Consider the following 23,595-nt stretch of genomic DNA (forward strand, 5'->3'; position numbering starts at 1 on the left):
TCCGCAAGAGGGACCCCGGGGATGAGCGCGGCGACGGAAGCACCCGCGCTGCTCCGTGGTGACCGCTCGTCCGGATGGATAGGGCGGCCGCGGTGTCACAGTCGGCGTCAGGCTGGGTACGTACGTTCGTATGACGCCCACCGCCACGTACCGGCTTCAGCTCCAGCCCGACTTCCCGTTCTCGGCCGCCGGGCGCGCGGTGCCGTATCTCGCCGCGCTCGGCGTATCCCATCTGCATCTGTCCCCGGTCCTCGAAGCCGTGCCCGGCTCCACACACGGCTATGACGTCGTCGACCACAGCCGTGTCCGGGCCGAGCTCGGCGGTGAGGAGGGGCTGCGGCAGCTGGCACGCACGGCGCGGGAGCACGGACTCGGGCTGGTGGTGGACATCGTGCCGAACCATATGGCCGCTGTCCCCCGGCACAACCGCGCGCTGTGGGAGGTCCTGCGCGAGGGCCCCGGGTCCCCGTACGCCCGTTGGTTCGACATCGACTGGGCTGCGGGCGACGGCAAGGTGCTGCTGCCGGTGCTCGGCGGCCGGATCGGCGACGAGAGGGACCGGTTCCGGGTCGACGGGGAGGTGCTGCACTACGGCGAACAGGAGTTCCCGCTGCGGGCCGGCACCGCCGGTCTGCCGCTGACGAAGCTGCTGGATGCGCAGCACTACCGGCTCGGCTGGTGGCGACTTGCCCGTACCGAGCTGAACTACCGGCGGTTCTTCACCATCTCCGACCTCATCGGGGTGCGGGTCGAGGATCCAGAGGTATTCGCCGCCACCCATGACAAGATCCTCGAACTGGTCCGGGACGGTGTGGTCGACGGGCTGCGCATCGACCATCCGGACGGACTCGCCGATCCCGTCTCCTATCTGGAACGGCTCGACGAGGCGACCGGCGGCCGGTGGACGGTCGTGGAGAAGATCCTCACCGGCACCGAGCCGCTACCGGCGGGCTGGGCCGTCGCCGGTACGACCGGGTACGACGCCCTGCACCGGGTCGACGGGCTGTTCATCGACCCGGTGGGCGCCGCCGAGCTGGCCGGCGGGTACCGGAAGTTCGCGAGTCCGGCAGGAGACCGCGGCGGCTACTGGGCGGCGACGGTCCGCCGGGCTGCGTACCGGGTGGTGACGCATGAGCTGGCCGCCGAGACCGAACACCTGACCAGACTCGCCGTACGCATCTGCGCCGAGGACCCCTCGCTGCGGGACCACGCCCCCTGGGCGCTGCACACCGCCGTGCGCGAACTGCTCGTCCGGGTTCCGGTCTACCGTCCGTACGTCACGGCCGGCGGGCCCTGCACGGCGGAGGCGGAGGCGACGCTCCCGGACACGACCGTACGGGAGGCCGGCGCGGTGTTCTCCGTGCCGCAGGAGGCGGCAGCCGTCGATGTGGTGCGGGATCTGGCGCTCGGGCGGCTCGGTGACGGGCCGGACCGGGCGGCGTTCTGCGCGCGGTTCGCGCAGACCGCGTCCGCCCTGCGGGCCAAGTCGGTCGAGGACACGGCGTTCTACCGGTACACGCCGCTGATCTCGGCGGCCGAGGTGGGCGGTGACCCCGGGGCCCCGGCGGTGGCTCCGGAGGAGTTCCATGCGTTCTGTGCCCGGCTGGCACGCGACTGGCCCGCCACCGGCACGGCGCTGACGACCCATGACACCAAGCGCAGTGCGGATGTGCGGGCCCGGATCGCGGTGCTGTCGGAGTGCCCGGATCGGTGGTCGGAACTGCTGGTGGAGCTGGGGCGGGCGGCGCCGACGGCGACCGCACCCGATCCCCAGCTGGCCTGGCAGGCCTGGCAGACGGCGTTCGGCTGTGCGGGGGTGCCGGCCGCGGAGAGAGCGCGGCGGTTCGAATCCGCACTGCTGAAGGCGGTTCGGGAGGCGGGTCTTTTCACCAGCTGGACCGAGCCCGATCCGGTGTACGAGCGAGCGGTGACGGATTTCGTCGCGGCGGGACCGGCCGCAGGCACCGGCCCGGCGCGGGAGGTACTGGAGCGGTTCGCGGCCGCGCTCGAACCGTTCGCGCAGGCCAACATCGTCGGCGCGGCGCTGGTGCAGCTGACGATGCCGGGGGTGCCGGACCTGTACCAGGGGACGGAGCAGGAGTACGCCGCTCTCGTCGACCCGGACAACCGGCAGCCGTTCCGGCGCCCACCCGAGGACGGGCCCGTCGGCGAGAAGGCCGCTCTCACCGCGGCGGCACTCCGGTTGCGGCGCGAGCGGCCGGAGCTTTTCGGCGAATCGGGAACGTACACCCCGCTGACCGCGAAGGGTCCGGCGGCCGCGCACTGTCTGGCCTTCTGCCGCTCGGGCGAGGTGGTCACGGCGGTGACCAGGCTGTCGCTGCGGCTGGCCGGGGCCGGCGGCTGGCGCGGCACGGAGCTGACGCTGCCGGACGACGGAACGTGGACCGATCTGCTGACGTCGGGCCGGGAGTTCTCCGGAGGCACGGTCGCGGTCGCCGAGCTGTTCGCCGAGCGGCCGGTGGCGCTGCTCAGCCGGGTCGGACGAGGAGGGTCCGCGGACCACGGGTGATCAGACCGGTGCCGGCCGGTCGGAACCCGTCCGCCCAGCGGAGCCGGGGCATGGCGTCGAGCAGCGCGCCCACTCCCTGCTCGGCCTCCAGCCGGCCGAGCAGGACGGCCGGGCAGGACTCCGGTCCGGCCGTGGACGTGCCCTGGTCACGGCGGAAGGGGTCGAACAGGTCCGGTGAGGCGTAGCGCTCCGGATCGCGGCCCGCCGCGCCGATCAGACACGCGACGGGCGCACCGGCGGGGAGCGTGCCGCCGCTGACCCGGACCTCGGCGACGGTGCGGCGCAGCACGAACTGCACGGGAGGGTCACGGCGCAGCGATTCGGTCCAGGCGCGGTGGGCGAGGGCGGGTTCGACGCGCAGGGCGGCCAGGAGGTCCGGGTCGTCCAGCACATTGGCGAGGAAGGAGGCGAGCGCTGTTTCCCGGAGGCCGGTCTGCCGGGTGCAGGGGGCGTTGCGGGGCAGCGGGTACAGCTCCGGGTACGCTCCGGCGCCGACGGGCAGCCAGTGGCAGAACTCCTTGACGAGGTCCGCCTGTTGACGCCCGGCGATACGGCGGGCGAGGACGTAGGCGGTCCTTTCGACGCGCTCGGTGAGGTGACGGGGCGCGGTCGCTGCCGCACGCGCGATGTCCTGCGGCCGGGGCTGGCAGAGCAAGCTGCCGTGGCAGAGCCCGCGCGGCGCGGGCCCGCCGCGGGGCGCCCCGTCGTGCGGGAAGCCGGCGAACCGCGGGTCGGTGAGGGCGGTGGTCACATCGGCGTACCGGCTGAGCAGCCAGGCACCGAGGAGTGCGTCGTAGCTGAGCGGGTACTCCTCGCGCAGCACGCGGTAGAGCCGGTACGGGTCGTGCGCGGCGCCGGGGGCGAGAAGGCTCGGGCCGGTGCCGGGCCGGGCGGCGCGGCGGCCGGGACCGACTGCGGGCAGGAACGCGGGGACAGACGTGGGCACGGGTATGCCGTCGGGCTCATCAGCCGGCATCCGTACCCCCTGGATCGGTGCGCCGCGGTACGGCGCGGATGAATCCAGGGGACCATCGCGGCGCAGTCACTGCGCTGGCGGTGCGGCCATTCGGGTGAGGGAGGGGGTGGGGAGCGGCTACCGACCGTGCGATCCGGGGTTGCCCCGTCGGCGTCAGACCGGACGCCCGGGAATCCCGGGGGACTCGGGCGGCTTGAGTACGGGCGCGGAGAGCCGGAAGGTGATCCTGCCGAAGCTCACCTGATCCCCGTCGCGCACCGACACCGCCCCGGTCACCCGCTGCCCGTTCACGCACGTGCCGTTGGTCGAACCGAGATCGCGCAGGATCCAGCGGCCGCCCTGCACCGTGAGTTCGGCGTGCATCCGCGAGACGGTCTCGTGGGTGAGCCGCAGTCCGTTCGCCGGGTCGCGGCCGATGAGCACGGGGTAGGGGGTGGGCGCCGGCAGCAGCAGCTTCGGCAGTCGCTCGGCCTGCCAGGCCCTGCGTACCCGGGCGGGGAACCCGGAGATCGCGCCCACCACCTGGAACAGCCCGCGTGTCCAGCGGCCGTCGGTCCGCAGGTCGGCGGTGAGTGCCGCCAGCTCCTCCGGGCGGTGGGCGGACAAGGCCAGTTCCATGCGCCGCATGAACGTGTCGTGGGACAGCTTGCCCTGGGCCGCGCCTTCCCTGAGCACACCGAGAACACGGTCGCGCTGGGCGTCGGAGACCCGCGCGGGATACGTGTGGAACTCGAAGGAGGACGTCACAGGAGCGATTGTCGGGCCGACCGCCCCGGAGTGTCCAGAACAAGCCTGCTTTCCGCCCGCCTGACCTGCGCGGCACGGTTGCGCAGAACGCTCGTGCCGAAAGTCGGGGGCGGCGTCCGGGGAACGTTGCTACTGTCTGCCGCCGCATGCCGTGCGGTGAGTACCGGTCGACCGGCACGCCTCGATGAGATGTGGAGACTTGGTGACCCCTGAACCACTGGAGCTGACTGTCCGTCCGCTCGCCGGGCCCGACGAACTCGGGCTCTTCCGCCGCCTGTTGTACGTCCTCGACCACGAACTGGCCGACGACCTCGCCGCCGGGCGCCGCCGCCCGGAGTGGCTGTGGGTGGCGCTGCGCGGCGACCGGGTGGTGGCGCGGGCCGGCTGGTGGAGCCAGGGCGGGGACGTACCGCTGGCGCTCGACTTCTTCGACGTCGACGACACGCTGCCGGAGCCCGAGCGCACCGAGACAGGTGTGCGGCTGCTGGAGGCGGCGACGGCGGCCGTCGTTCCCGCCGGGGTCCCGCGGCCGGAGTACGGACGTTTCGTACCGCCGGACTGGCGTGAGGACCCGGTGGCCCGCGACGTCGTCGAGGCCCGGATCCGGGTGATGGAGCGCACCGGTGCGCGCATGCTGGTCGAGCGGCTGCGCCTGGAGTGGCGGGCGGGTACACCGGTCCCGGCCGACACCGGCCGGCTGCGCTTCCGTCCCGTGGCCGGGCGCGAGGATCTGCTCGCGCTGATGACTCCGGTGATGGAAGGCACCCTCGACGCGCACGGCCAGGAGGACCTCGCGTCGGGCCTGTCCGCGCGCAAGGCGGCGGAGAAGCACTACGACGAGGAGCTCGCGGAGTACACCACCCCGCGGGAGTGGTGGCGGATCGCCGAACTCCCCGGCGGTGAGCCGGTCGGGTTCGTGATCCCGGCCCGCAACAGCTACAACCCGATCATCGCGTACATCGGTGTGCTGCCGGCACAGCGCGGTCGCGGCCACATCGACGAGTTGCTCGCCGAGGGCACGCGGGTGCTCGCCGCGCAGGACGGCGTGGAGCGGATCCGGGCCGCGACGGACCTCGGCAACGTGCCGATGGCGAAGTCGTTCGAGCGCCTGGGGTACGTCAACTTCGAGCGCGCGTTCAACATGGTCTGGGACCCGGCATAAATCGGTGGACCGTGAGCGTGGGGCCGGTTACGGTGGTCACCCGCCCGAGGATCGAGGAAGGAGGCGAGAACAGTGCGTACCAGTACCACTTCATTCCCGCGCTCCCGTCCCGTTCGCCGGGCGGTTTCGGTTTCGGTCTGACCGGGAGCGCATCGCTTCTTCCGGAGGACTTCTTCCATGACCGATCTGGTCGTTCGCGCGCTCACCGAGAGCGACGCACATCTTTTCCGCACCCTGCAGGACCCCGGTCTCGTCGGCCGCGCCCCCTTCGGCCACAGCTATGCCACGGTGCGCGAGGGCGGCGAGTACCGCCCCGAGTGGACCTGGGTCGCTCTGCGCGACGGTGTCGTCGTGGCCAGGGCCGCCTGGTGGTCGGGGCCCGATGACACCGAGCCGGTGCTGCTCAACTGGTTCGACTTCGCCGACGGCGAGGACGAGGCGGGCAGCGAACTGCTGCGCCGCGCAACGCTGCACGCCGAGTACGAGCTGATGCTGCCCGCCGACTGGCGGGAGCGGCCCGATGTCACGGCCGCCGCCGAGTCCAGGATCGCCGCCGCCCGCGCGGCCGGTATGGAGCCGCTGGTGGAGCGATACCGGTACGAGTGGACGCCGGAGTGCGGGCTGCCCGAGCGGCCCGGCCGGCTCGTGTTCCGCCCGGAGCCGGACGACGCGGTGATCCTCGATGTGTTGCGCCGGGTCCACTCCGTCACGCTGGACGCGCACGCCCGGCGGGCCATCGAGGGCCCCGGCGGACTGGAGCAGGCGGCGCAGGAGGAGCTCGACTTCTTCCACTGGTGCCCCTCCCCGCGCTCCTGGTGGCAGCTGGCGTGCACCCCCGGCGGCGAGGTGGCCGGCATCCAGGTGCCGGCCCGTAACCCGGGCGGTCCGTGCATCGGCTTCATCGGCGTCGTGCCCGAACAGCGTGGCCACGGCTACGGGTACGACCTGCTCGTCGAGTGCACGCACTTCCTGGCGGCCGAGGGCGCCGAGTTCATCGCGGGCGCCACCGACCGGGGCAATGCGCCGATGGCGGCCGCGTTCGCCCGGGCCGGCCACCGGGTCGTACAGGAACGCATCCATCTGGTGTGAGGTTCGAGGTGAGTTCCGCCGGCCGGTCGAGGCGGAGCTGCTGCGCGACGGGGATGGTCGCATCCTCGCCGCGCGGCCCCACGTCGAGCTTGCAGGTTGCCGCCCACGGCCGCCGTTCCGGTCCCCGCCGGTGTCGGCGCGGTGCGGCCGGTACGTACGCGGGTGCCCGGTGAACGAAGATCCCCGGCCGGTCCCGGGACCACCACGAAGCGACCATGGCACGAAGTATTGATCGCTCAGGGGGTCGTTCGTAGGATCCGGGCACCTCCGGGGCACCTCCGACCGTGATGGCTACGCGCACCACCGAGCTGATGGCGAGCGGCCGATGACCGTGGACGACACCCGAACGGAACCGCAGTCCCGCGTCGGCGGCGGCTGGATCGGTGGTCTGGTGCTGGCCAACCTGGGCCTGTACATGGCTTTCCTCACCCCGATCCAGGTCCTGCTGGCCGAGCAGATCGACGATCTGACGACGTCCGGCAAGGAGGTGGCGCTCGGCTGGGCGACCGGTGTCGGGGCGTTGGTCGCGGTGGTCGCCAACCCGGTCGCCGGTGCGCTGTCGGACCGGACGGTCGGGAGATTCGGGCGACGTCATCCATGGATCGTGGGCGGCGCGCTGGTGGGTGCGGTCGGTCTGGTGGTGACGGCGGCGCAGACGACCGTGGTCGGGGTGGCGCTGGGCTGGTGTCTCGCGCAGCTGGGGCTGAACGCGATGCTGGCGGGCACGAATGCGGTGGTTCCGGACCAGGTGCCGGTGCGACAGCGGGCGGCGGTGTCCGGATTCATCGGGATACCGCAGACGCTGGGGCTGGTCCTCGGCGTGCTGCTGGTGTCGGTGGTGGTGACCGGGATCGCCTCGGGGTATCTGATGCTGGCGGGTCTGGTGGTGCTGTGTGCGGTGCCGTTCGTGCTGCTGACACGTGATCCGGCGGTGCCCGGGATTCCGGCGTCGGCGGTGCGGCTGAAGGACTTCTGGGTGAGTCCGCGGCTGCATCCGGACTTCGGCTGGGCGTGGCTGACCCGGTTCCTCGTCCAGCTGGGCAATGCGATCGGCACGCTGTATCTGCTGTATTTCCTCAAGGATGCGGTGCACTACCCGGACCCGGACATGGGTGTGCTGTATCTGACGCTGCTCTACACCGGCGGTGTGGTGGTGACCGCGGTGGCGGGCGGCATCGTCTCGGACCGGCTGGGCAAGCGGAAGATGATGGTCAGCGTCTGTTCGATGGTGATGGCGGTGGGTTCGCTGCTGCTGACGTTCTGGCACACCTGGCCGGCGGCGATGGGCGCGGCGGTGCTGCTCGGGCTCGGCTACGGGATCTACGTGGCGGTCGACCAGGCGCTGATCACCCAGGTCCTGCCGACGGCCGAGGACCGGGCGAAGGACCTGGGGGTGATCAATGTCGCCAACTCCGCGCCCCAGGTGCTCGGTCCGGCGCTGGCCGCGCCGATCGTGGCGTACGCGGGTGGCTACGCGGGGCTGTACCTGGCGTCCACCGTGGTGACTGTGGTGGGCGGAGTGCTGGTGTGGCGGATCAGGTCAGTCCGCTGACTCCGCGGCCCGTGCGGCCTTCTGGCTGCGGATGACGTCGCGGTACCAGGCGTACGACTCCTTGGGGGTCCGGCGCAGCGTCTCGTAGTCGATGTGGACGAGGCCGAATCGCTTGCTGGCGCCCTCGATCCACTCGACGTTGTCGGTCAGCGACCAGGTGAAGTAGCCGCGGACGTCGACGCCCGCGTCGATCGCGGTGCGCAGCGCGCCCAGGTGGCCTTCGAGGAAGGCGATCCGGCGGGTGTCGGTGACGGCCTCGTCGACGGCGCAGCCGTTCTCGGTGATGTAGAGGGGAGGGAGCCGGTCGCCGTAGCGGGCCTGCAGCTGGACGAGGGTTTCACGCAGTCCGTCGGGGACGACGGGCCAGCCGAAGTCGGTCTTCTCGTATCCCTCGATCTCGCGGATGCCGAAGGGGAGTTCGGCGGGCATCCCGAAACCGGAGAACGTTTCGAGGGCGTCCGCCCTGGGGGCGCCGACGAGGGTGGGGTTGTAGTAGTTGACCCCGTACCAGTCGAGCGGGGTGGAGATCGTCCTGAGGTCGTCCTCGACCGGTCCGGGCATCAGCGCGGCGAAGTTCTCGTCGGGGTAGCGGCCGGTGAGGATCGGGTCGGCGAACATCCAGTTGGTGAGCGTGTCGTACAGCTCGGCACCGAACCGGTCCTCCTCCGACTCCCCCGCGGTCCAGACGGGGGCGTGCGAAACGGCGACGCCGATCTGGGCGGCGCCGGCCGCCCGCAGCGCACGGACGCCCAGACCGTGGGCGAGGAGCTGGTGGTGGGCGGCGGGCAGCGCGTCGAAGAGGAGGGTCCGGCCCGGGGCGTGCTCACCCAACGCATAGCCGAGCATGGTCACTTCGGCGGGTTCGTTGATGGTGATCCACATGGGTACGCGGTCGGCGAGCCGCTCGGCGACGATGCCCGCGTACTCGGCGAAGCGGTAGGCGGTGTCCCGGTTGAGCCAGCCGCCCGCCTCGTCGAGCGGCAGCGGGGTGTCCCAGTGGTAGAGGGTGGGGGCCGGGGTGATGCCGTGGGCACAGAGTTCGTCGACGAGCCGGTCGTAGAAGTCGAGCCCTGCCGGGTTGACGGCGCCGCTGCCGCCCGGCACCACGCGCGGCCAGCTGACGGAGAACCGGAAGGCGTCGGCCCCGAGGCCGGCCAGCAGGGCGACGTCCTCGCGGTAGCGCTCGTGGAAACCGGTGCCGCGGCTGGTGTCGGTGCCGTCCTTGATCCGTCCCGGCTGGGCGGCGAAGGCGTCCCATCCGGACGGGCCCTTGCCGTCGGCGTCGGCCGCTCCTTCGGTCTGGAAGGCGGAGGCGGAGGCTCCCCAGAGGAATCCCGGCGGGAACGTCGGCACAGTCATCTCGGCCTCCAGCAGCCGTACGTATGAGCCAGAACCTGGCAGGGCAATGATCAGAACCAGACCTTAATCGCCGGTAATGGGCTCGATCCAGTGTCGTGGGCCGGTGATCGCGACTTCTGCCGACCATGGGGCCGAGGCGACGAGACGAGGAGCGATGCATGCTGTTCGAGGTATGGGCACCTGAGGCGGACTCGGTCGGCCTGCGACTGGCGGGCGCACTGCTGCCGATGACGCGTGACGAGGTACGAACGGGCTGGTGGACGGCCGATGCGGAGGCCACGGACGGCGACCGGTACGGCTTCGTCCTCGACGACGGCCCCGTGCTGCCCGACCCGCGTTCGCGCCGCCAGCCCGACGGCCCGGACGGCGAGAGCGCCGTCGTCGACCAGGAGGCGTATCCCTGGCGCGCCGGGTGGACGGGACGCGGGCTGCCGGGCGCCGTCCTGTACGAGCTGCACATCGGTACGTACACCGAGGAGGGCACCTTCGACGCTGCCGCGGCGCGCCTGCCGCACCTCGCCGAGCTGGGCATCACGCATGTGTCTCTGATGCCCGTCTGCCCGTTCCCCGGCACTCACGGGTGGGGGTACGAAGGGGTGTCGCTGTGGGCCGTGCACGAACCGTACGGCGGCCCGGACGGGCTGAAGCGCTTTGTCGACACGGCGCACGGGCTCGGCCTCGCGGTGCTCCTCGACGTGGTCCACAACCACCTGGGCCCGTCCGGCAACTACCTCCCGGCGTTCGGCCCGTACTTCACCGAGACCCACCACACACCGTGGGGCGCCGCGGTCAACCTCGACGCCGCCGGCTCGGACGAGGTCCGCGGGTATCTGCTCGGCAGCGCGCTCGGCTGGCTGCGCGACTACCGGCTCGACGGGCTGCGGCTCGACGCCGTCCACGCCCTCGCCGACACCCGGGCCCTCACCTTCCTGGAGGAGCTGTCCACGGCGGTCGACGCACTCGCCGCGGAACTCGGCCGTCCACTGGCCCTGATCGCCGAGTCCGATCTCTGCGACCCGCGCACCACGACGCCGCGCGCGGAGGGCGGGATCGGACTGCACGCCCAATGGAACGACGACTTCCACCACGCCCTGCACACGGCCCTGACCGGCGAGTCCCAGGGTTACTACGCCGACTTCGCAACCGCCCCGATGGCCGCCGTCGCCAAGACCGTGACCAGCGCCTTCTTCCACAACGGCACGTACTCCGCCTTCCGCGGCCGCACGCACGGCCGCCCCGTCGACACCGTCCGCACACCGGCCACCCGATTCGTCGGCTACGCACAGACCCATGACCAGATCGGCAACCGGGCACTCGGCGACCGGCTCTCCGCCACGCTCTCCCCCGGTCTGCTGGCCTGCGCGGCGGCACTGGTTCTGACCGGCCCGTTCACCCCGATGCTGTTCATGGGAGAGGAGTGGGGTGCCCGCACCCCCTGGCAGTTCTTCACCGACCACACCGATGCGGCGCTCGCCGAGGCGGTACGCAACGGCAGGCGTCGGGAGTTCGCGGCGCACGGCTGGGCGGCGGACGACATCCCGGACCCGCAGGACCCGGCCACCCGCGACCGCTCCTGCCTGGACTGGACCGAACCGGAACGCGAACCGCATGCCCGCCTCCACGCCTGGTACCGCGAACTGATCGCGCTGCGCCGCACCGTGCCCGACCTGTCGGATCCGGATCTGGCCGCGGTGAAGACCGCCCACGACGAGCAGGGACGCTGGCTGGCGTACCGCAGGGGCGACCTGCGGATCGCGGTCAACCTCGACGAGAAGCCCGCCACGATCCCGCTCGGCGGTGGACGGAACCGGACCGGCATGGGCAGGGTGCTGGCCGCCTGGGAACCGGTGGCCGCGCCGGACGCGGACGGCCTGCTGCACCTGCCGCCGGAGTCGAGCGTGGTACTCGCCGACGACTGACACCGCGCGCACCACGGGACACGGAACGAGACACGTGGGCCGTCGAGGCCTCTTGCCTTCGTGTGCGCTTCACCTCGTACGGTCGGTGCCATGAAGCAGCGATTTCTCGGCAGGACCGGACTCCAGGTCAGCGAACTGTGCCTGGGCACCATGACGTTCACCAGGGCGGGCGACGAAGCGGCCGCCCACCGCGTTCTCGACACGTTCACCGAGGCGGGCGGCACCTTCATCGACACCGCGGACATGTACGACCGCGGCGGCTCGGAGGAGGTGCTCGGCCGCTGGCTGAAGGGCCGCGATCGCGACGATCTCGTCATCGCGACCAAGGTGTGGGGTCAGATGGGCGACGGCGCGAACGACGGGGGGCTGAGCCGCAAGCACATCCTCTCCGCCGTCGAGGCGAGTCTGCGCCGCCTGAACACGGAGTACATCGACCTGTACCAGACCCATCTGTGGGACGCGACGACGCCGATCGAGGAGACCCTCGCCACGCTCGACACACTGGTGAAGTCCGGCAAGGTCCGCTATCTCGGCGCGAGCAATCTCGCCCCCTCCCAGCTCCAGAAGTCCCTGGACCTCGCGAGCCGGCGCGACTGGACGCCGTACGTGTGCCTCCAGCCGCTCTACAACCTGCTGCACCGCGAGGTGGAGTGGGAGCTGGCCCCGCTGAGCGTCCAGGAGGGCGTCGGAATCATCCCGTGGTCCCCGCTGGACGGCGGCTGGCTCTCCGGCAAGTACCGGCGCGGCATGACCGAGGCGCCCGCCGGCTCCCGCGCGGCCGTCCGGCAGGAGAACGGGAGCGACGACTGGCGGCTCCGGGACAACGAGGAGACCTGGGGCGTCGTGGACGCCGTCGTCGCCGTCGCCGAGGAGGCCGGCCGCACACCCGCCCAGGTCGCGCTGCGCTGGCTGCTCGGACGGCCGGGGATCACCGCCCCCATCATCGGGGCCCGTACGGTCGAACAGCTGACCGACAATCTCGGCGCCGTGGGCTGGGAACTGACGGCCGAGCAGGCGGCGCGGCTCGACGGGGCGAGCGCGCGGCCGCTGCCGTATCCGTACGCGACCCTGGAGCGCCTCAGCAACCGCGGCGGTTCGTGAACTACTCGACGACCGCCAGCTCGCGCGCGGTGGTGTTCAGCCGCCGCCCGCCCTCGTCGGTGACGGTCACGATGTCCTCGATGCGCACGCCGAACCGGCCCGGCAGATAGATCCCGGGCTCCACGGAGAAGCACATCCCGGGCACCAGCAGCTGCTCCTCGCCCTCGATCATGTACGGGGGTTCATGGGTGGTGACGCCGATGCCGTGGCCGGTGCGGTGGATGAAGCGCTCGCCGTAACCGAATTCGGTGATGACGGCGCGCGCCGCCCGGTCGATCTCCTGGCAGGCGATACCTGGCCGGACGGCGCGGCAGCCGGCCTCCTGCGCCTCCCGCACGATGTCGTGCACCCGCTGCTCCTCGGCGGTGGGTTCGCCGACATGGACCGTGCGGGAGGTGTCGGAGCCGTAGCCGTGCTTGAGGCCGCCGAAGTCGAGCACCACCATGTCGCCGCGCTCGATGGTGCGGTCGCCCGCCTCGTGGTGGGGGTTGGCGCCGTTCGGGCCGGAGCCGACGACGGTGAAGTCGACCTGCGACTGCCCGAACTGCTTCAGCAGTGCGGCGAGATCGGCGGCGACGTCGGTCTCCTTGCGGCCGGAGAAGCGGACCTTCAGGATCTCCTCGTACGTGGCGTCGGCGGCGGCCCCGGCCGCGGCGAGGCGTTCCAGCTCGGCCGCGTCCTTGACCGCCCGCAGCATCGGCAGCGCCTCGGTGAGGGAGACGTACGAGGTGCCGGGGAGGAACTGCTGCAGCCCGAGCAGATGCATCGCCCAGGCGTTGTCGCTGATCCCGAACCGGCCGTCCGCGTCGAGCAGCGGGGCGGCCACGGAGTACGGGTCCTTGCCGTCGGTCCAGTCGCGCAGGGTCAGGGCCGGGGAACCGACGGCCTGCTCGGCGTCCGGCGCCTCCAGGGTGGGGACGACGAGCACCGGGTCCTCGCCCGCCCTGAGGACGAGGAGCGTGAGGCGTTCGGTGTTCACGGGCCGGTAGCCGGTGAGGTGGACGAGGTCCGGGCCCGGTGCGACGAGGACGCCTGCGAGCCCGGCTTCGGCGGCGGACTCGGCGGCCCGCGCCATCCTCGCCCGGTAGTCGTCGGCGATGAACGGCACGGGCTGGTTCGGGCTGGACATGCGGAACCTCCTGGCGAAGCGATACGGCACACAGCATCCTGCCCGGCGGCGGGGACGGGCGCGAGTGCGGTTCAGACGGCGGGTCGCAGACGTACGACGAGGTCGGCCCGGTCCCGGCCACGGTCGACGAGCCGGGCGTTGGTCTCGTCCGACTCGGCGACCCAGCGCTCGGCGTACGGCCGGGACTTGCCGAACCGCACATGGCGGTCGACGAGTCGGCGGACCCTGACGTCCGGGTCGAGATCCAGGAACCAGACCTCGTCGAGCAGCCGGCGCACCGGAGCCCACGGCCCGTCGTCATGGAGGAGGTAGTTGCCTTCGGTCACGACGAGCGGGGTGTCCGGGGGTACGGGAACGGCCCCGGCGATCGGCTCCTCCAGGGCTCGGTCGAAAACCGGGGCGTAGACCGGTCCCTGCTCCCCGGGCGTGCGCAGGCGTCGGAGCAGGGCGGCGTATCCGCCCGCGTCGAAGGTGTCGGGGGCGCCCTTGCGGCCGGCGCGGCCGAGGCGGTCCAGTTCGGCCTGCGCGAGATGGAAGCCGTCCATCGGGACCAGGACGGCCAGCCCGCCGAGCCCGTCGACCAGCCGTTCGGCGAGCGTGGACTTCCCGGCGCCGGGCGGCCCCGCGATGCCGAGGATGCGGCGGCGGCCGGGGACGGCGAGCCGGCGTGCGCGGGCCGACAGTTCACCGACGTCACTCGTCTGCATGCGGCGCATTGTTCCTGCACGAGCGGCACCGTGGGTAGTGTTACGTATAACCGAACTCAGTACCCTCGAGGAACCGCCATGTCACACATCGCCCTGGTCACCCTGGTCGTCCGCGACTACGACGAGGCCATCTCGTTCTACACGGACGCGCTCGGCTTCGAGCTCCTGGAGGACACCGACCGCGGGGACGGCTCCCGCTGGGTCGTCGTCCGGCCGCGCGGCGCGGGAGAGGGAACGGGGCTCCTGCTGGCCCGCGCGAAGGGCGACGACCAGGGAAGCCGTGTCGGCGCACAGACCGGCGGCCGGGTCGGCTTCTTCCTGCACACCGAGGACTTCGCGGCCGACCATGCGCGGATGCAGGCGGCCGGAGTGCACTTCCTGGAGGAGCCGCGCCACGAACCGTACGGCTCGGTCGCGGTCTTCGAGGACCTGTACGGCAATCGCTGGGACCTGCTGCAGCCCGCGTGAGCCGCCCCGAGACGCTCCCGCTGCCGAGGACTCCGGCGCGACGGGATCAGACCCGTAGCGCGACCGGGCCCCGGAATGCGGGTGCCTCCGACCGTCGCGAAGGGATCAACTCGCGCGCGGGCACTCAGCCGTGCGGCCTGGCCGCGGGTCCGGGCAGGACCGTGACCTCGGCCGGGGTGAGCGCGGCATGTTCACCGGAACACTCGACCACGACCTGCACCGGGGCGCCGCAATCGCTGTGCCGGATGTCCAGGACCGGCCCGTCGGCATCGGCGACGTAGGCCTCGCCCCACTGCCTGAGCGCCACGAGAACGGGCCACAGATCCCGGCCCTTGCGGGTCAGTCGATATTCGTGCCGGGTCCGGCTGCCCTGCTCCTGGTACGGGACCGTCGCCAGGACCCCGGCCGCGACCAGCTTGCGGAGCCGGCCGGCCAGGACCGCCTCCGAGAGCCCCACATGCCGGCGGAAGTCGTCGAAGCGGCGCACCCCGTTGAAGGCGTCACGCAGGATCAGCAGCGTCCACTTCTCGCCGACCACGTCGAGGGTGCGCTGGACCGTGCAGTTCTCCGTGCTCATCTCCAGCCACTTCATCCCGTCATGGTAGCCCTCCTGGCTTCGATATTGACAGTCAGCTGCGTACACAGCTAACTTCGTCGAACAAAGTCAGACGAGGAGGATCAGCCGCATGGGACGCTCACGTACATACGAATGGGAAGATCCGGCGATCTCGGCGGCCACCGTCGGACGGACCACGGGTCTGGAGTTCGTGCGCGAGATCGCCACCGGACGGCTGCCCGGCCCGCCGATCGCCGCCACCCTGGACTTCACTCTCGACGAAGCCGAGCACGGACGGGTGGTGTTCTCGCTGGTCCCGGGCGAGGAGCACTACAACCCCATCGGCAGCGTGCACGGCGGGGTCTACGCCACACTGCTGGACTCGGCCGCCGGCTGCGCGGTCCAGTCCACCCTGCCGCAGGGCATGGGGTACACCTCGCTCGACCTGACCGTGAAGTTCCTGCGCCCCGTCACCGTCGACACCGGCAGGATCCGCGCCGTCGGCACGGTCGTCAGCAGCGGCCGCCGCACCGCTCTCGCCGAGGCCCGGCTCCTCGACGAGAAGGACCGCCTCCTCGCCCACGCCACCAGTACCTGCATGCTGTTTCCGCTGCCGGCGTCCTGACCCCCTGAGGCTTCGAAGGACTTGGCCCGAGTCCTACGCGCCGAGGCGAAGACCTTCATGAGGCGCGAGGTTACGGGCCGACAAGCCGCCGGCCGACGCGGACGACGCGATGCAAGCCCGTCCGGCACTCGAGGACGGAGCCCGCCTCGGGCGCACGCGCACTCAGCCCGCGGGCAACCGCACTGCCGCGCCCCGCAAGGCATCGAGCACCGGCCTGATCAGTGGGTGGCCCTCCGCCCCGTGCCGTACCGCTGCGAACACCCGTCGGGTCGGAGCGCTGCCTTCCACCGGCCGCACCACCACGCCCGCAAGGTCCATCCCGCGCAGCGCCCACCTCGGCACCAGCGCCACTCCGGCCCCCGCCCCGGCCAGCGCCACCACCGCCCTGAAGTCGTCCGAGGAGTGCTCGAATCTCGGCTGGAAGCCGGCGAACTCACAGGCCAGCACCACCACGTCATGGCACGGGTTGCCGGGATACTGACCGATCCACGGGTCCTTCTCCAGGTCCGCGATCGTCACCTGGTCCTGATCGGCCAGCCGGTGGCTCACCGGCAGCACCGCGTCGAACGGCTCGGAGTACAGCGGTACCCGGGTCAGCCGCCGGTCGTCCTCGTCGGGCGCGCCCCGGTATTCGACGGCGACCGCCACATCCACCTGCCGGTCGAGCACCATCGGCACGCTCGCGTCGCCCTCCGCGTCCTGGACCCGGACCCGGATGCCGGGGGCGGTGAGCGTCAGCTCGGCGATCGCGGGGGCGAGCACCAGGCCGATGCCCGTGGCGAACGCGGCGACCGTGACCGTACCGGCGTCCCCCGCGCTGTACGCGGCGAGCTCGGCCTCCGCCCGCTCCAGTTGGGCGAGGACCGCGTTGGTGTGGGTCAGCAGGATCTCGCCGGCGGCGGTGAGCCGGACGCCCCGGGCGCTGCGGTCGACCAGCCGGTGGCCCGTCTCCTGTTCCAGCGCGGCGAGCTGCTGGGACACGGCGGACGGGGTCAGATACAGCGCGGCGGCTGCCGCGGTCACGGTGCGGTGGTCGGCCACCGCACGGAGAATACGCAGCCGCCGTGCATCGATCATGCGATCCATTGTCCCAGGTCCCGTGGGATGTCCCGGTCCTGGGAGCGGGCGGGGAAGCCCGGGATGGCGGGAGGCCCGGGACCGGACGGTCCCGGGCCTCCCGCGGGGTTCTACTCGCTCAGCGCGGCCCGCGCGTCGACGAACGCGTCCACCGCACGGTTCACGTCGTCCGTGGAGTGCGCGGCGGACAGCTGCACGCGGATGCGCGCCGCGCCCTGCGGGACCACCGGGTACGAGAACCCGATCACGTACACACCGCGCTCCAGGAGCAGCTCCGCCATCCGGCCTGCCTTCGCCGCGTCCCCGATCATGACGGGGGCGATGGCGTGGTCGCCGGGCAGGATGTCGAAGCCCTCCTCGGTCATCCGGGTGCGGAAGAGCGCGGTGTTGGCGTTGAGCCGCTCGCGCAGGTCACCGGCGGACTCCAGCAGGTCGATGACCTTCAGCGAGGCCGCCGCGATGACCGGGGCGAGCGAGTTGGAGAAGAGGTACGGGCGGGACCGCTGGCGCAGCAGCGCGACGATCTCGGCGCGGGCCGCGACGTAACCGCCGGAAGCACCGCCGAGCGCCTTGCCGAGGGTGCCGGTGATGATGTCGACACGGTCCATGACGTCGTGCAGCTCGGGGGTGCCGCGGCCGCCGGGGCCGACGAAGCCGACGGCGTGCGAGTCGTCGACCATGACCATGGCGTCGTAACGGTCGGCCAGGTCGCAGATCTCGCGCAGCGGGGCGACGTAGCCGTCCATGGAGAACACGCCGTCGGTGACGATGAGCCGGCGCCGGGCGTCCGACGCCTCCTTGAGCTGCTTCTCCAGGTCGGCCATGTCGCGGTTGGCGTAGCGGAACCGCTTGGCCTTGGAGAGGCGGATGCCGTCGATGATGGAGGCGTGGTTGAGGGCGTCGGAGATGACCGCGTCCTCCGGGCCGAGGACGGTCTCGAAGACGCCGCCGTTGGCGTCGAAGCAGGAGGAGTAGAGGATCGTGTCCTCCTGGCCCAGGAACGACGAGAGCCGCTGCTCCAGCTCCTTGTGCACCTCCTGGGTGCCGCAGATGAAGCGGACCGAGGCCATCCCGTAGCCCCAGCGGTCCAGCGCCTCGTGGGCGGCGGCGATCACCTCGGGGTGGTCGGCGAGGCCCAGGTAGTTGTTGGCGCAGAAGTTGAGCACCTCACCGGGGCGGCCACCCGCGGTGACGGCGACGGTCGCCGACTGCGGGGTGCCGATCACGCGCTCGGGCTTGTGGAGTCCGGCGGCCTTGATCTCGTCGAGGGTGGTGCGCATGTCGTCGCGTACGGAGTCGAACATGAGGGGTCTCTCCCGGCTCGATAGCTGGATACGGGTGGTCAGGAGGTCCAGTCGAGGATGACCTTGCCGCCGCGTCCGCTCGCCGCGTCGTCGAAGGCCGCCTCGAAGTCGCGGTAGCCGTACCGTCCGGTGATCACCGGGGCGAGGTCGAGGCCGCCCTCCAGCAGTACGGACATGGCGTACCAGGTCTCGTACATCTCGCGCCCGTAGATCCCCTTGATCGTGATCATCGAGGTGACGATGCGCGACCAGTCGACGGCGAACTCCTCGGAAGGCAGTCCGAGCATGGCGATCCGTCCGCCGTGCGTCATGTTCGCGATCATGTCGCGCATGGCCTCGGGGCGGCCGGACATCTCCAGGCCGATGTCGAAGCCCTCGCGCAGGCCGAGCTTCTGCTGACCGTCGGCGATGGTCTGCTCGCCGACGTTGAGGGCGAGACTGACGCCGACCTTCCGGGCCAGGTCGAGCCGGGCCTCGCTGACGTCGGTGATCACGACGTTGCGGGCACCCGCGTGCTTGGCGACGGCCGCGGCCATGATGCCGATCGGTCCGGCGCCGGTGATCAGGACGTCCTCGCCGACCAGCGGGAACGACAGCGCGGTGTGCACGGCGTTGCCGAACGGGTCGAAGATCGCGGCGACGTCGAGGTCGACGGGGACCCGGTGCACCCACACGTTGGAGGCGGGGAGCGCGACGTACTCGGCGAATGCCCCGTCGCGGCCGACGCCGAGTCCCAGGGTGGAGCGGCACAGGTGGCGGCGTCCGGCCAGACAGTTGCGGCACTTTCCACAGACCAGGTGGCCTTCGCCGCTGACCAGTTCACCGACGGTGATGTCGACGACGTCGGCGCCGATCGCGGCGACCTCGCCGACGAACTCGTGGCCGAGGACGAGCGGCGTCTTCACGGCCTGCTGGGCCCAGCCGTCGTAGTTGCGGATGTGCAGGTCGGTCCCGCAGATGCCGGTACGGAGCACCTTGATCAGCACGTCCGAGGGGCCGATCTCCGGCTCGGGAACGTCCATCAGCCAGAGCCCGGGCTCGGCCTTCTGCTTCACGAGTGCCTTCACGGCTGCGGCTCCCTGTACGTGGTACGTGGTGATTGCCCCGGGCCGGGGGCATGCCTGAGACAGCCTGCGGCCCGGGGAAGAAGGAGGGACGGCATGGGCAGCGCGCGCGGTGATCGGCTGCCGCGCACCATCCTCTGCCGTCACGGAGAAATCTGCCGTACCCCGCGCCCCAGGTCCATCGAGGTTTTCTTAAGCACAGCCGCAGCTCCGCTTCATGCCGCACCGGACGGAGGGGCCGACCGTCCTGCGGAACGGGCGGCCGGCCCCCTGGAACCGCGCGTGGCGATCAGTCGCCGATCTCCTGCGGCGGATTGCCGTGGCCCGGTACCCCATCGGGCGTGAGGGCCCGGTCGTCCCCCGGATACGGCTTGGGCCATCCGGTGGACGCCTACCGGGTGATCCGGTTCAGCTGCGCCGGGTTCACCCCGCACGAGCCGGCGCACGCTTGCCGTCCGGCTCCCCCGCGGCCGCACCGCGCTCTCGCTGACTCTCGAGGCGCCGCTCGCGTACCCCGCGCACCTCGTGGCGTGCGGACCGTCCCGAAGTGCCCGGACCCACGCGGGGGAGAGGCGTACCCCAACACCGGACCGGGCCCGTGGCCGTAGTCCTGGCCGCTTCTCCCGGCGGCCGGACAGTCGCGCGGCGCGCATCCGGTCGGCGAGGGGCGCAGCGGTCTTCGGCAAGTCGGAGTGCGTCACTCGGGCGGTCGCCCACCGGGCAGGGAGCGAAGCCGCCGACGCGCTGCCCCTGACCGGGCCCGCACCCCTGCGTACCCTGTCTCCGTGTCAGCCTCCCGCCTGCGTCGCGTCGCCGTTCTTGTGCTCGAGGGTGCGAAACCGCTCGATGTCGGAATCCCCGCGCAGGTGTTCACGACGCGCGCGAGCATGCCGTACGAGGTGCGGTTGTGCGGCGCGGCACCTGGTCTCGTGACCGGTGGCGACGGCCTCTCGTACCACGTCGCCCATGGCCTCGACGCACTTGCGTGGGCCGACATCGTCTTCATCCCCGGCTACCGGTTCCCGGACCGCGACGATCCGCCGCAAGCCGTCGTCGACGCGCTGATCGCTGCCCACGACCGGGGCGCGCGGCTCGCCGCCATCTCGACGGGCGCCTTCGCACTCGCTGCGACGGGCCTGCTCGACGGCAAGCGCGCCACGACTCACTGGCACTACACACGGGCGCTCATGGCGAAGCATCCACTCATCCAGGTCGACGAGAACGTCCTGTTCGTCGACGAGGGCAGCGTGCTGACGTCGGCCGGTGCCGCCTCGGGCATCGACCTGTGCCTGCACATCCTGCGCCGCGACCTCGGGGTCGCCGCATCGAACCACGCGGCGCGGCGACTGGTCGCGGCCCCGTACCGCAGTGGCGGTCAGGCGCAGTACGTGCCGCGCAGCGTGCCCGAGCCGCTCGGTGAGCGGTTCGCCGACACCCGCGAGTGGGCGCTGCACCGGCTCGATGAGCCCCTCACCCTCGAGGTACTGGCGCGGCAGGCAGCGGTCTCGCCGCGCACGTTCTCGCGGCGCTTCGTGGAGGAGACCGGGTACACACCGATGCAGTGGGTCATGCGAGCCCGCGTCGACATGGCCCGCGAGCTGCTCGAGCGTTCACAGCGCAGTGTCGAGCAGATCGCCGCCGACGTCGGTCTCGGCACCGGTGCGAATCTGCGGCTGCACTTCCAGCACATCCTCGACACCACACCGAGCGAGTACCGGCGCACCTTCGCCCAAGGCGAGTAGTCCCGCCGCTTGGCGCGATCCTTTTGAACCGTGGCGATCCCGCCACTGTCACCGGCGGGTGCCGCGAGCGAGCCTGGTGGCGAACCGAAGGGACACCACTCATGACTCGCATCGCCATCAACGGATTCGGCCGCATCGGACGCAACGTGCTGCGCGCGCTGCTCGAACGTGACAGCAAGCTCGAGGTCGTCGCCGTCAACGACCTCACGGAGCCTGCCACCCTCGCACGGCTGCTCGCCTACGACACGACTGCGGGCCGGCTCGGTCGCCCGGTGACCGCCGACGGGGACGCCCTCGTTGTCGACGGCCGTCGCATCAAGGTGCTCGCCGAGCGTGAGCCGGCGCAGCTGCCGTGGGCCGAACTCGGTGTCGACGTCGTCCTGGAAGCGACCGGTCGCTTCACGTCGGCCAAGGCCGCCCGCGCCCACCTCGATGCGGGCGCGAAGAAGGTCCTGGTCAGCGCACCGTCGGACGGCGCTGACGTCACGCTGGCCTTCGGGGTCAACAGCGACACGTACGACCCGGCCGTGCACACGATCGTCTCGAACGCCTCGTGCACGACCAACGCGCTCGCACCGCTGGCCGCGGTACTCGACGAGCTCGCCGGCATCGAGCACGGCTTCATGACGACGGTGCACGCGTACACGCAGGAGCAGAACCTGCAGGACGGTCCGCACCGCGACGCCCGCCGCGCCAGGGCTGCCGCCGTCAACATCGTGCCGACCACGACGGGCGCCGCCAAGGCGATCGGTCTCGTGCTGCCGAACCTGGAAGGCAAGCTGTCGGGCGACTCGATCCGCGTTCCGGTTCCGGTGGGCTCGATCGTCGAACTCAACACGACCGTCGCCCGCGACGTGACGCGCGACGACGTGCTGGCGGCGTACCGCGCAGCGGCGGACGGGCCGCTCGCCGGCGTCCTGGAGTACTCGGACTTCCCGCTCGTGTCCTCCGACATCACGGGCAATCCGGCTTCGTCGATCTTCGACTCGGCTCTCACCCGGGTCGACGGCCGGCACATCAAGGTGGTCGCCTGGTACGACAACGAGTGGGGCTTCTCGAACCGTGTGATCGACACACTCGAGCTCCTCGCCACTCGCTGACTCGAGCGTGTCCGGCAGATGCGGGCCGGGAGCGCGTCGGTACCCGGACGGTCAGGACGCGCTCCGCACACGGCCCTGCGTATCGCCGCCCCGCCCTGGGGCCGGCTCCCGTCGGCGATGGACAGGACCGGCCGACTGGGCTCAAGGCCGGGAAAAACTCAAGCCCTCAGCTCTGGGGGACGTCCTTGACGAACACGATGCCGTCGCTGTCCGCCAGGTGCGCCGGGTCGAGCGGGGCGTAGCCGAACCAGGGTGACACGCGGGGCACGGGCCGCGTGTCGCCGAGGGCCGTGGCCAGCCGCGGGGCGTCGATGACACAGCGGTCCTCCGGGAGCGCGTACAGGAGTCCTTCGACGGTGTCCGGCGGCGGCGTGTCCACTCCCTGGTGCCGGATCGTGCCGAGGGCCGTGGCCACGAAGGCGTACCCGTCGCCCAGTCGGGCACTCACCAACGCGCCGGCGCCCCACCACTCCAACGGGATCCCGCCCATCCGCATCGTGCTCCTCCCCCGCTGGAGATGGGAGTTGTGGGCGTGGACGAGTGCCGGGCCCCGAGCGGCGACGGCGAGGAGGTTGTGGGCCATCATCTGGTCCCGCACACCCACCAGCCGGGTCATACGGGCCGGTGAGGTGTCGGCCATCCAGTAGTGGTAGCGCAGCAGACCGAGGGCGGTGCGCCCGTACAGTCGCGCCCGGTCCCAGTCGTCCCGCGAGGTCTCCGTGATCAGGTGCGGCGTCTGCGCGTCGAGCAGCGCCACCAGATCGTCGGCGAGCAGCCGCAGTCGGCCGGCCTCGGCCGACTGCCCCGTGGACCGGGACGGGTCCATCATCGCGGCGGGATCGGTCCACCGGTCGTCGGAGCCGAGCAGGCGGTCGAGTGTGTCCGCGGTGCAGGGGAGCAGGTTCGCGTCCACCCGGGTCGCGAGATAGCCGTGGAGCGCGGTGAGGGCCTGCCGGGGGCTCGCGGCGTGGGTGATCTCCAGCGGGCCGTCGAAACCGGCGAAGCGGAGCCGCTCGGACACGGGCCGGCCGTCGTCGTCGGCGCGGACGTTGTAGGCGCGCATCCAGCGCACGAGTTCGCGGTTGGCCGCGGAGGAGCCCCAACCGTGGCTGATTCCCTGCTCCATGACCTCGTCGAGAGAGCCCGTGCCCGAGGTGACGTAGTCGTCCACGACCAGGCCCCTCATGCAGTCGCTCTCGATCGTGATCGTCCGGTAGCCCTCCTGCTCGACAAGCTGCCGGAAGAGCTCGTTGCGCAGGTCGAGCAGAGCGTCCTCGCCGTGGGTGGGCTCGCCCAGGGCGAGCAGCCGAGGCCGGTCCGGGAGCAGCCTCATCACGGCGGCAGCCTCGACGGCATGGACGGTGTCCTTGATGTCAGTAGCCATGCCT

General features: G+C 71.6%; 20 protein-coding genes. 10 read left to right on the forward strand and 10 right to left on the reverse strand.

The genetic code is table 11. The features are described from left to right. The first annotated feature begins 130 nt into the window (after positions 1-130). Positions 131-2,530, forward strand: a complete 2,400-nt coding sequence (treY, locus tag OG963_RS12105; protein WP_093930126.1) for a malto-oligosyltrehalose synthase — start codon at positions 131-133, stop codon at positions 2,528-2,530. On the opposite strand, the gene OG963_RS12110 is transcribed toward treY, so the two are convergent. Together OG963_RS12110 and OG963_RS12115 are read right to left on the reverse strand one after the other, a co-directional pair. Continuing rightward, the gene (locus tag OG963_RS12110; protein WP_362269464.1) at positions 2,490-3,506 is read right to left on the reverse strand and encodes a cytochrome P450; all 1,017 of its coding nucleotides are present in this window, start codon (positions 3,504-3,506) and stop codon (positions 2,490-2,492) included. The genes treY and OG963_RS12110 overlap by 41 nt on opposite strands. A 153-nt stretch (positions 3,507-3,659) precedes the next feature. After that, positions 3,660-4,253, reverse strand: a complete 594-nt coding sequence (locus tag OG963_RS12115; protein WP_093930124.1) for a DUF1707 and FHA domain-containing protein — start codon at positions 4,251-4,253, stop codon at positions 3,660-3,662. Between the two features lie 202 nt (positions 4,254-4,455). Here OG963_RS12115 and OG963_RS12120 point away from each other — a divergent pair, with 202 nt between their 5' ends. From OG963_RS12120 to OG963_RS12130, 3 genes are all read left to right on the forward strand, one after another. Next, complete coding sequence (locus OG963_RS12120) at positions 4,456-5,415, forward strand: GNAT family N-acetyltransferase (protein ID WP_093775673.1); 960 nt, start codon at positions 4,456-4,458, stop codon at positions 5,413-5,415. A 177-nt stretch (positions 5,416-5,592) separates the two neighbouring features. Then, complete coding sequence (locus tag OG963_RS12125; protein WP_371798883.1) at positions 5,593-6,504, forward strand: GNAT family N-acetyltransferase; 912 nt, start codon at positions 5,593-5,595, stop codon at positions 6,502-6,504. A gap of 325 nt (positions 6,505-6,829) precedes the next feature. Then, positions 6,830-8,056 (forward strand): MFS transporter, encoded by a 1,227-nt coding sequence (locus OG963_RS12130; RefSeq protein WP_319328453.1) that lies wholly within the window; start codon positions 6,830-6,832, stop codon positions 8,054-8,056. Here the strand turns inward: OG963_RS12130 and OG963_RS12135 are convergent. Next, positions 8,045-9,415, reverse strand: coding sequence for a GH1 family beta-glucosidase (locus OG963_RS12135; protein WP_371798884.1), 1,371 nt, complete (start codon positions 9,413-9,415; stop codon positions 8,045-8,047). The genes OG963_RS12130 and OG963_RS12135 overlap by 12 nt on opposite strands. A gap of 158 nt (positions 9,416-9,573) precedes the next feature. On the opposite strand from OG963_RS12135, the gene treZ reads away from it, so the two are divergent. Next, positions 9,574-11,334, forward strand: coding sequence for a malto-oligosyltrehalose trehalohydrolase (treZ, locus tag OG963_RS12140; RefSeq protein WP_093775665.1), 1,761 nt, complete (start codon positions 9,574-9,576; stop codon positions 11,332-11,334). A gap of 90 nt (positions 11,335-11,424) precedes the next feature. Then, complete coding sequence (locus tag OG963_RS12145) at positions 11,425-12,435, forward strand: aldo/keto reductase (protein WP_093775663.1); 1,011 nt, start codon at positions 11,425-11,427, stop codon at positions 12,433-12,435. 1 nt (position 12,436) lies between these two features. Here the strand turns inward: OG963_RS12145 and OG963_RS12150 are convergent, their stop codons facing one another. Next, the gene (locus tag OG963_RS12150; protein ID WP_371798885.1) at positions 12,437-13,564 is read right to left on the reverse strand and encodes an aminopeptidase P family protein; all 1,128 of its coding nucleotides are present in this window, start codon (positions 13,562-13,564) and stop codon (positions 12,437-12,439) included. Positions 13,565-13,635: 71 nt separating this feature from the next. Then, the gene (locus OG963_RS12155) at positions 13,636-14,271 is read right to left on the reverse strand and encodes a nucleoside/nucleotide kinase family protein (RefSeq protein ID WP_093930121.1); all 636 of its coding nucleotides are present in this window, start codon (positions 14,269-14,271) and stop codon (positions 13,636-13,638) included. Positions 14,272-14,349: 78 nt separating this feature from the next. Here OG963_RS12155 and OG963_RS12160 point away from each other — a divergent pair, with 78 nt between their 5' ends. After that, a complete protein-coding gene (locus OG963_RS12160) occupies positions 14,350-14,739 on the forward strand; it encodes a VOC family protein (protein WP_030917554.1) in 390 nt (129 codons plus the stop codon). Positions 14,740-14,863: 124 nt separating this feature from the next. Here OG963_RS12160 and OG963_RS12165 read toward each other — a convergent pair whose 3' ends face one another. Beyond that, the gene (locus OG963_RS12165) at positions 14,864-15,331 is read right to left on the reverse strand and encodes a helix-turn-helix domain-containing protein (protein ID WP_093775657.1); all 468 of its coding nucleotides are present in this window, start codon (positions 15,329-15,331) and stop codon (positions 14,864-14,866) included. Between the two features lie 94 nt (positions 15,332-15,425). Here OG963_RS12165 and OG963_RS12170 point away from each other — a divergent pair, with 94 nt between their 5' ends. Beyond that, positions 15,426-15,920 carry a PaaI family thioesterase gene (locus OG963_RS12170; RefSeq protein ID WP_093775655.1) on the forward strand — a complete coding sequence of 165 codons (495 nt, stop codon included), beginning with the start codon at positions 15,426-15,428 and terminating at the stop codon, positions 15,918-15,920. A 162-nt stretch (positions 15,921-16,082) separates the two neighbouring features. Here the strand turns inward: OG963_RS12170 and OG963_RS12175 are convergent, their stop codons facing one another. The 3 genes from OG963_RS12175 to tdh form a co-directional block, all read right to left on the reverse strand. Continuing rightward, entirely contained in the window at positions 16,083-16,997 is a 915-nt protein-coding gene (locus OG963_RS12175) for a LysR family transcriptional regulator (protein ID WP_093775653.1), read from the reverse strand. Between the two features lie 110 nt (positions 16,998-17,107). Then, positions 17,108-18,301, reverse strand: a complete 1,194-nt coding sequence (locus tag OG963_RS12180; RefSeq protein WP_030917565.1) for a glycine C-acetyltransferase — start codon at positions 18,299-18,301, stop codon at positions 17,108-17,110. Between the two features lie 38 nt (positions 18,302-18,339). Continuing rightward, positions 18,340-19,368: an L-threonine 3-dehydrogenase gene (tdh, locus tag OG963_RS12185; RefSeq protein WP_030917568.1), complete on the reverse strand. Its 1,029-nt coding sequence runs from the start codon at positions 19,366-19,368 to the stop codon at positions 18,340-18,342. Positions 19,369-20,150: 782 nt separating this feature from the next. Between tdh and OG963_RS12190 the strand changes: the two genes are divergently transcribed. Both OG963_RS12190 and gap read left to right on the forward strand, forming a co-directional pair. After that, positions 20,151-21,107, forward strand: a complete 957-nt coding sequence (locus tag OG963_RS12190; protein ID WP_093930120.1) for a GlxA family transcriptional regulator — start codon at positions 20,151-20,153, stop codon at positions 21,105-21,107. A gap of 101 nt (positions 21,108-21,208) precedes the next feature. After that, entirely contained in the window at positions 21,209-22,207 is a 999-nt protein-coding gene (gene gap, locus OG963_RS12195) for a type I glyceraldehyde-3-phosphate dehydrogenase (RefSeq protein ID WP_030917573.1), read from the forward strand. Positions 22,208-22,373: 166 nt separating this feature from the next. Here the strand turns inward: gap and OG963_RS12200 are convergent, their stop codons facing one another. Continuing rightward, entirely contained in the window at positions 22,374-23,591 is a 1,218-nt protein-coding gene (locus OG963_RS12200; RefSeq protein WP_093930119.1) for an erythromycin esterase family protein, read from the reverse strand. Positions 23,592-23,595 lie beyond the last annotated feature (4 nt).

Origin of the sequence: Streptomyces sp. NBC_01707 (genome assembly GCF_041438805.1) — a bacterium.
Taxonomy (GTDB): Bacteria; Actinomycetota; Actinomycetes; order Streptomycetales; family Streptomycetaceae; genus Streptomyces.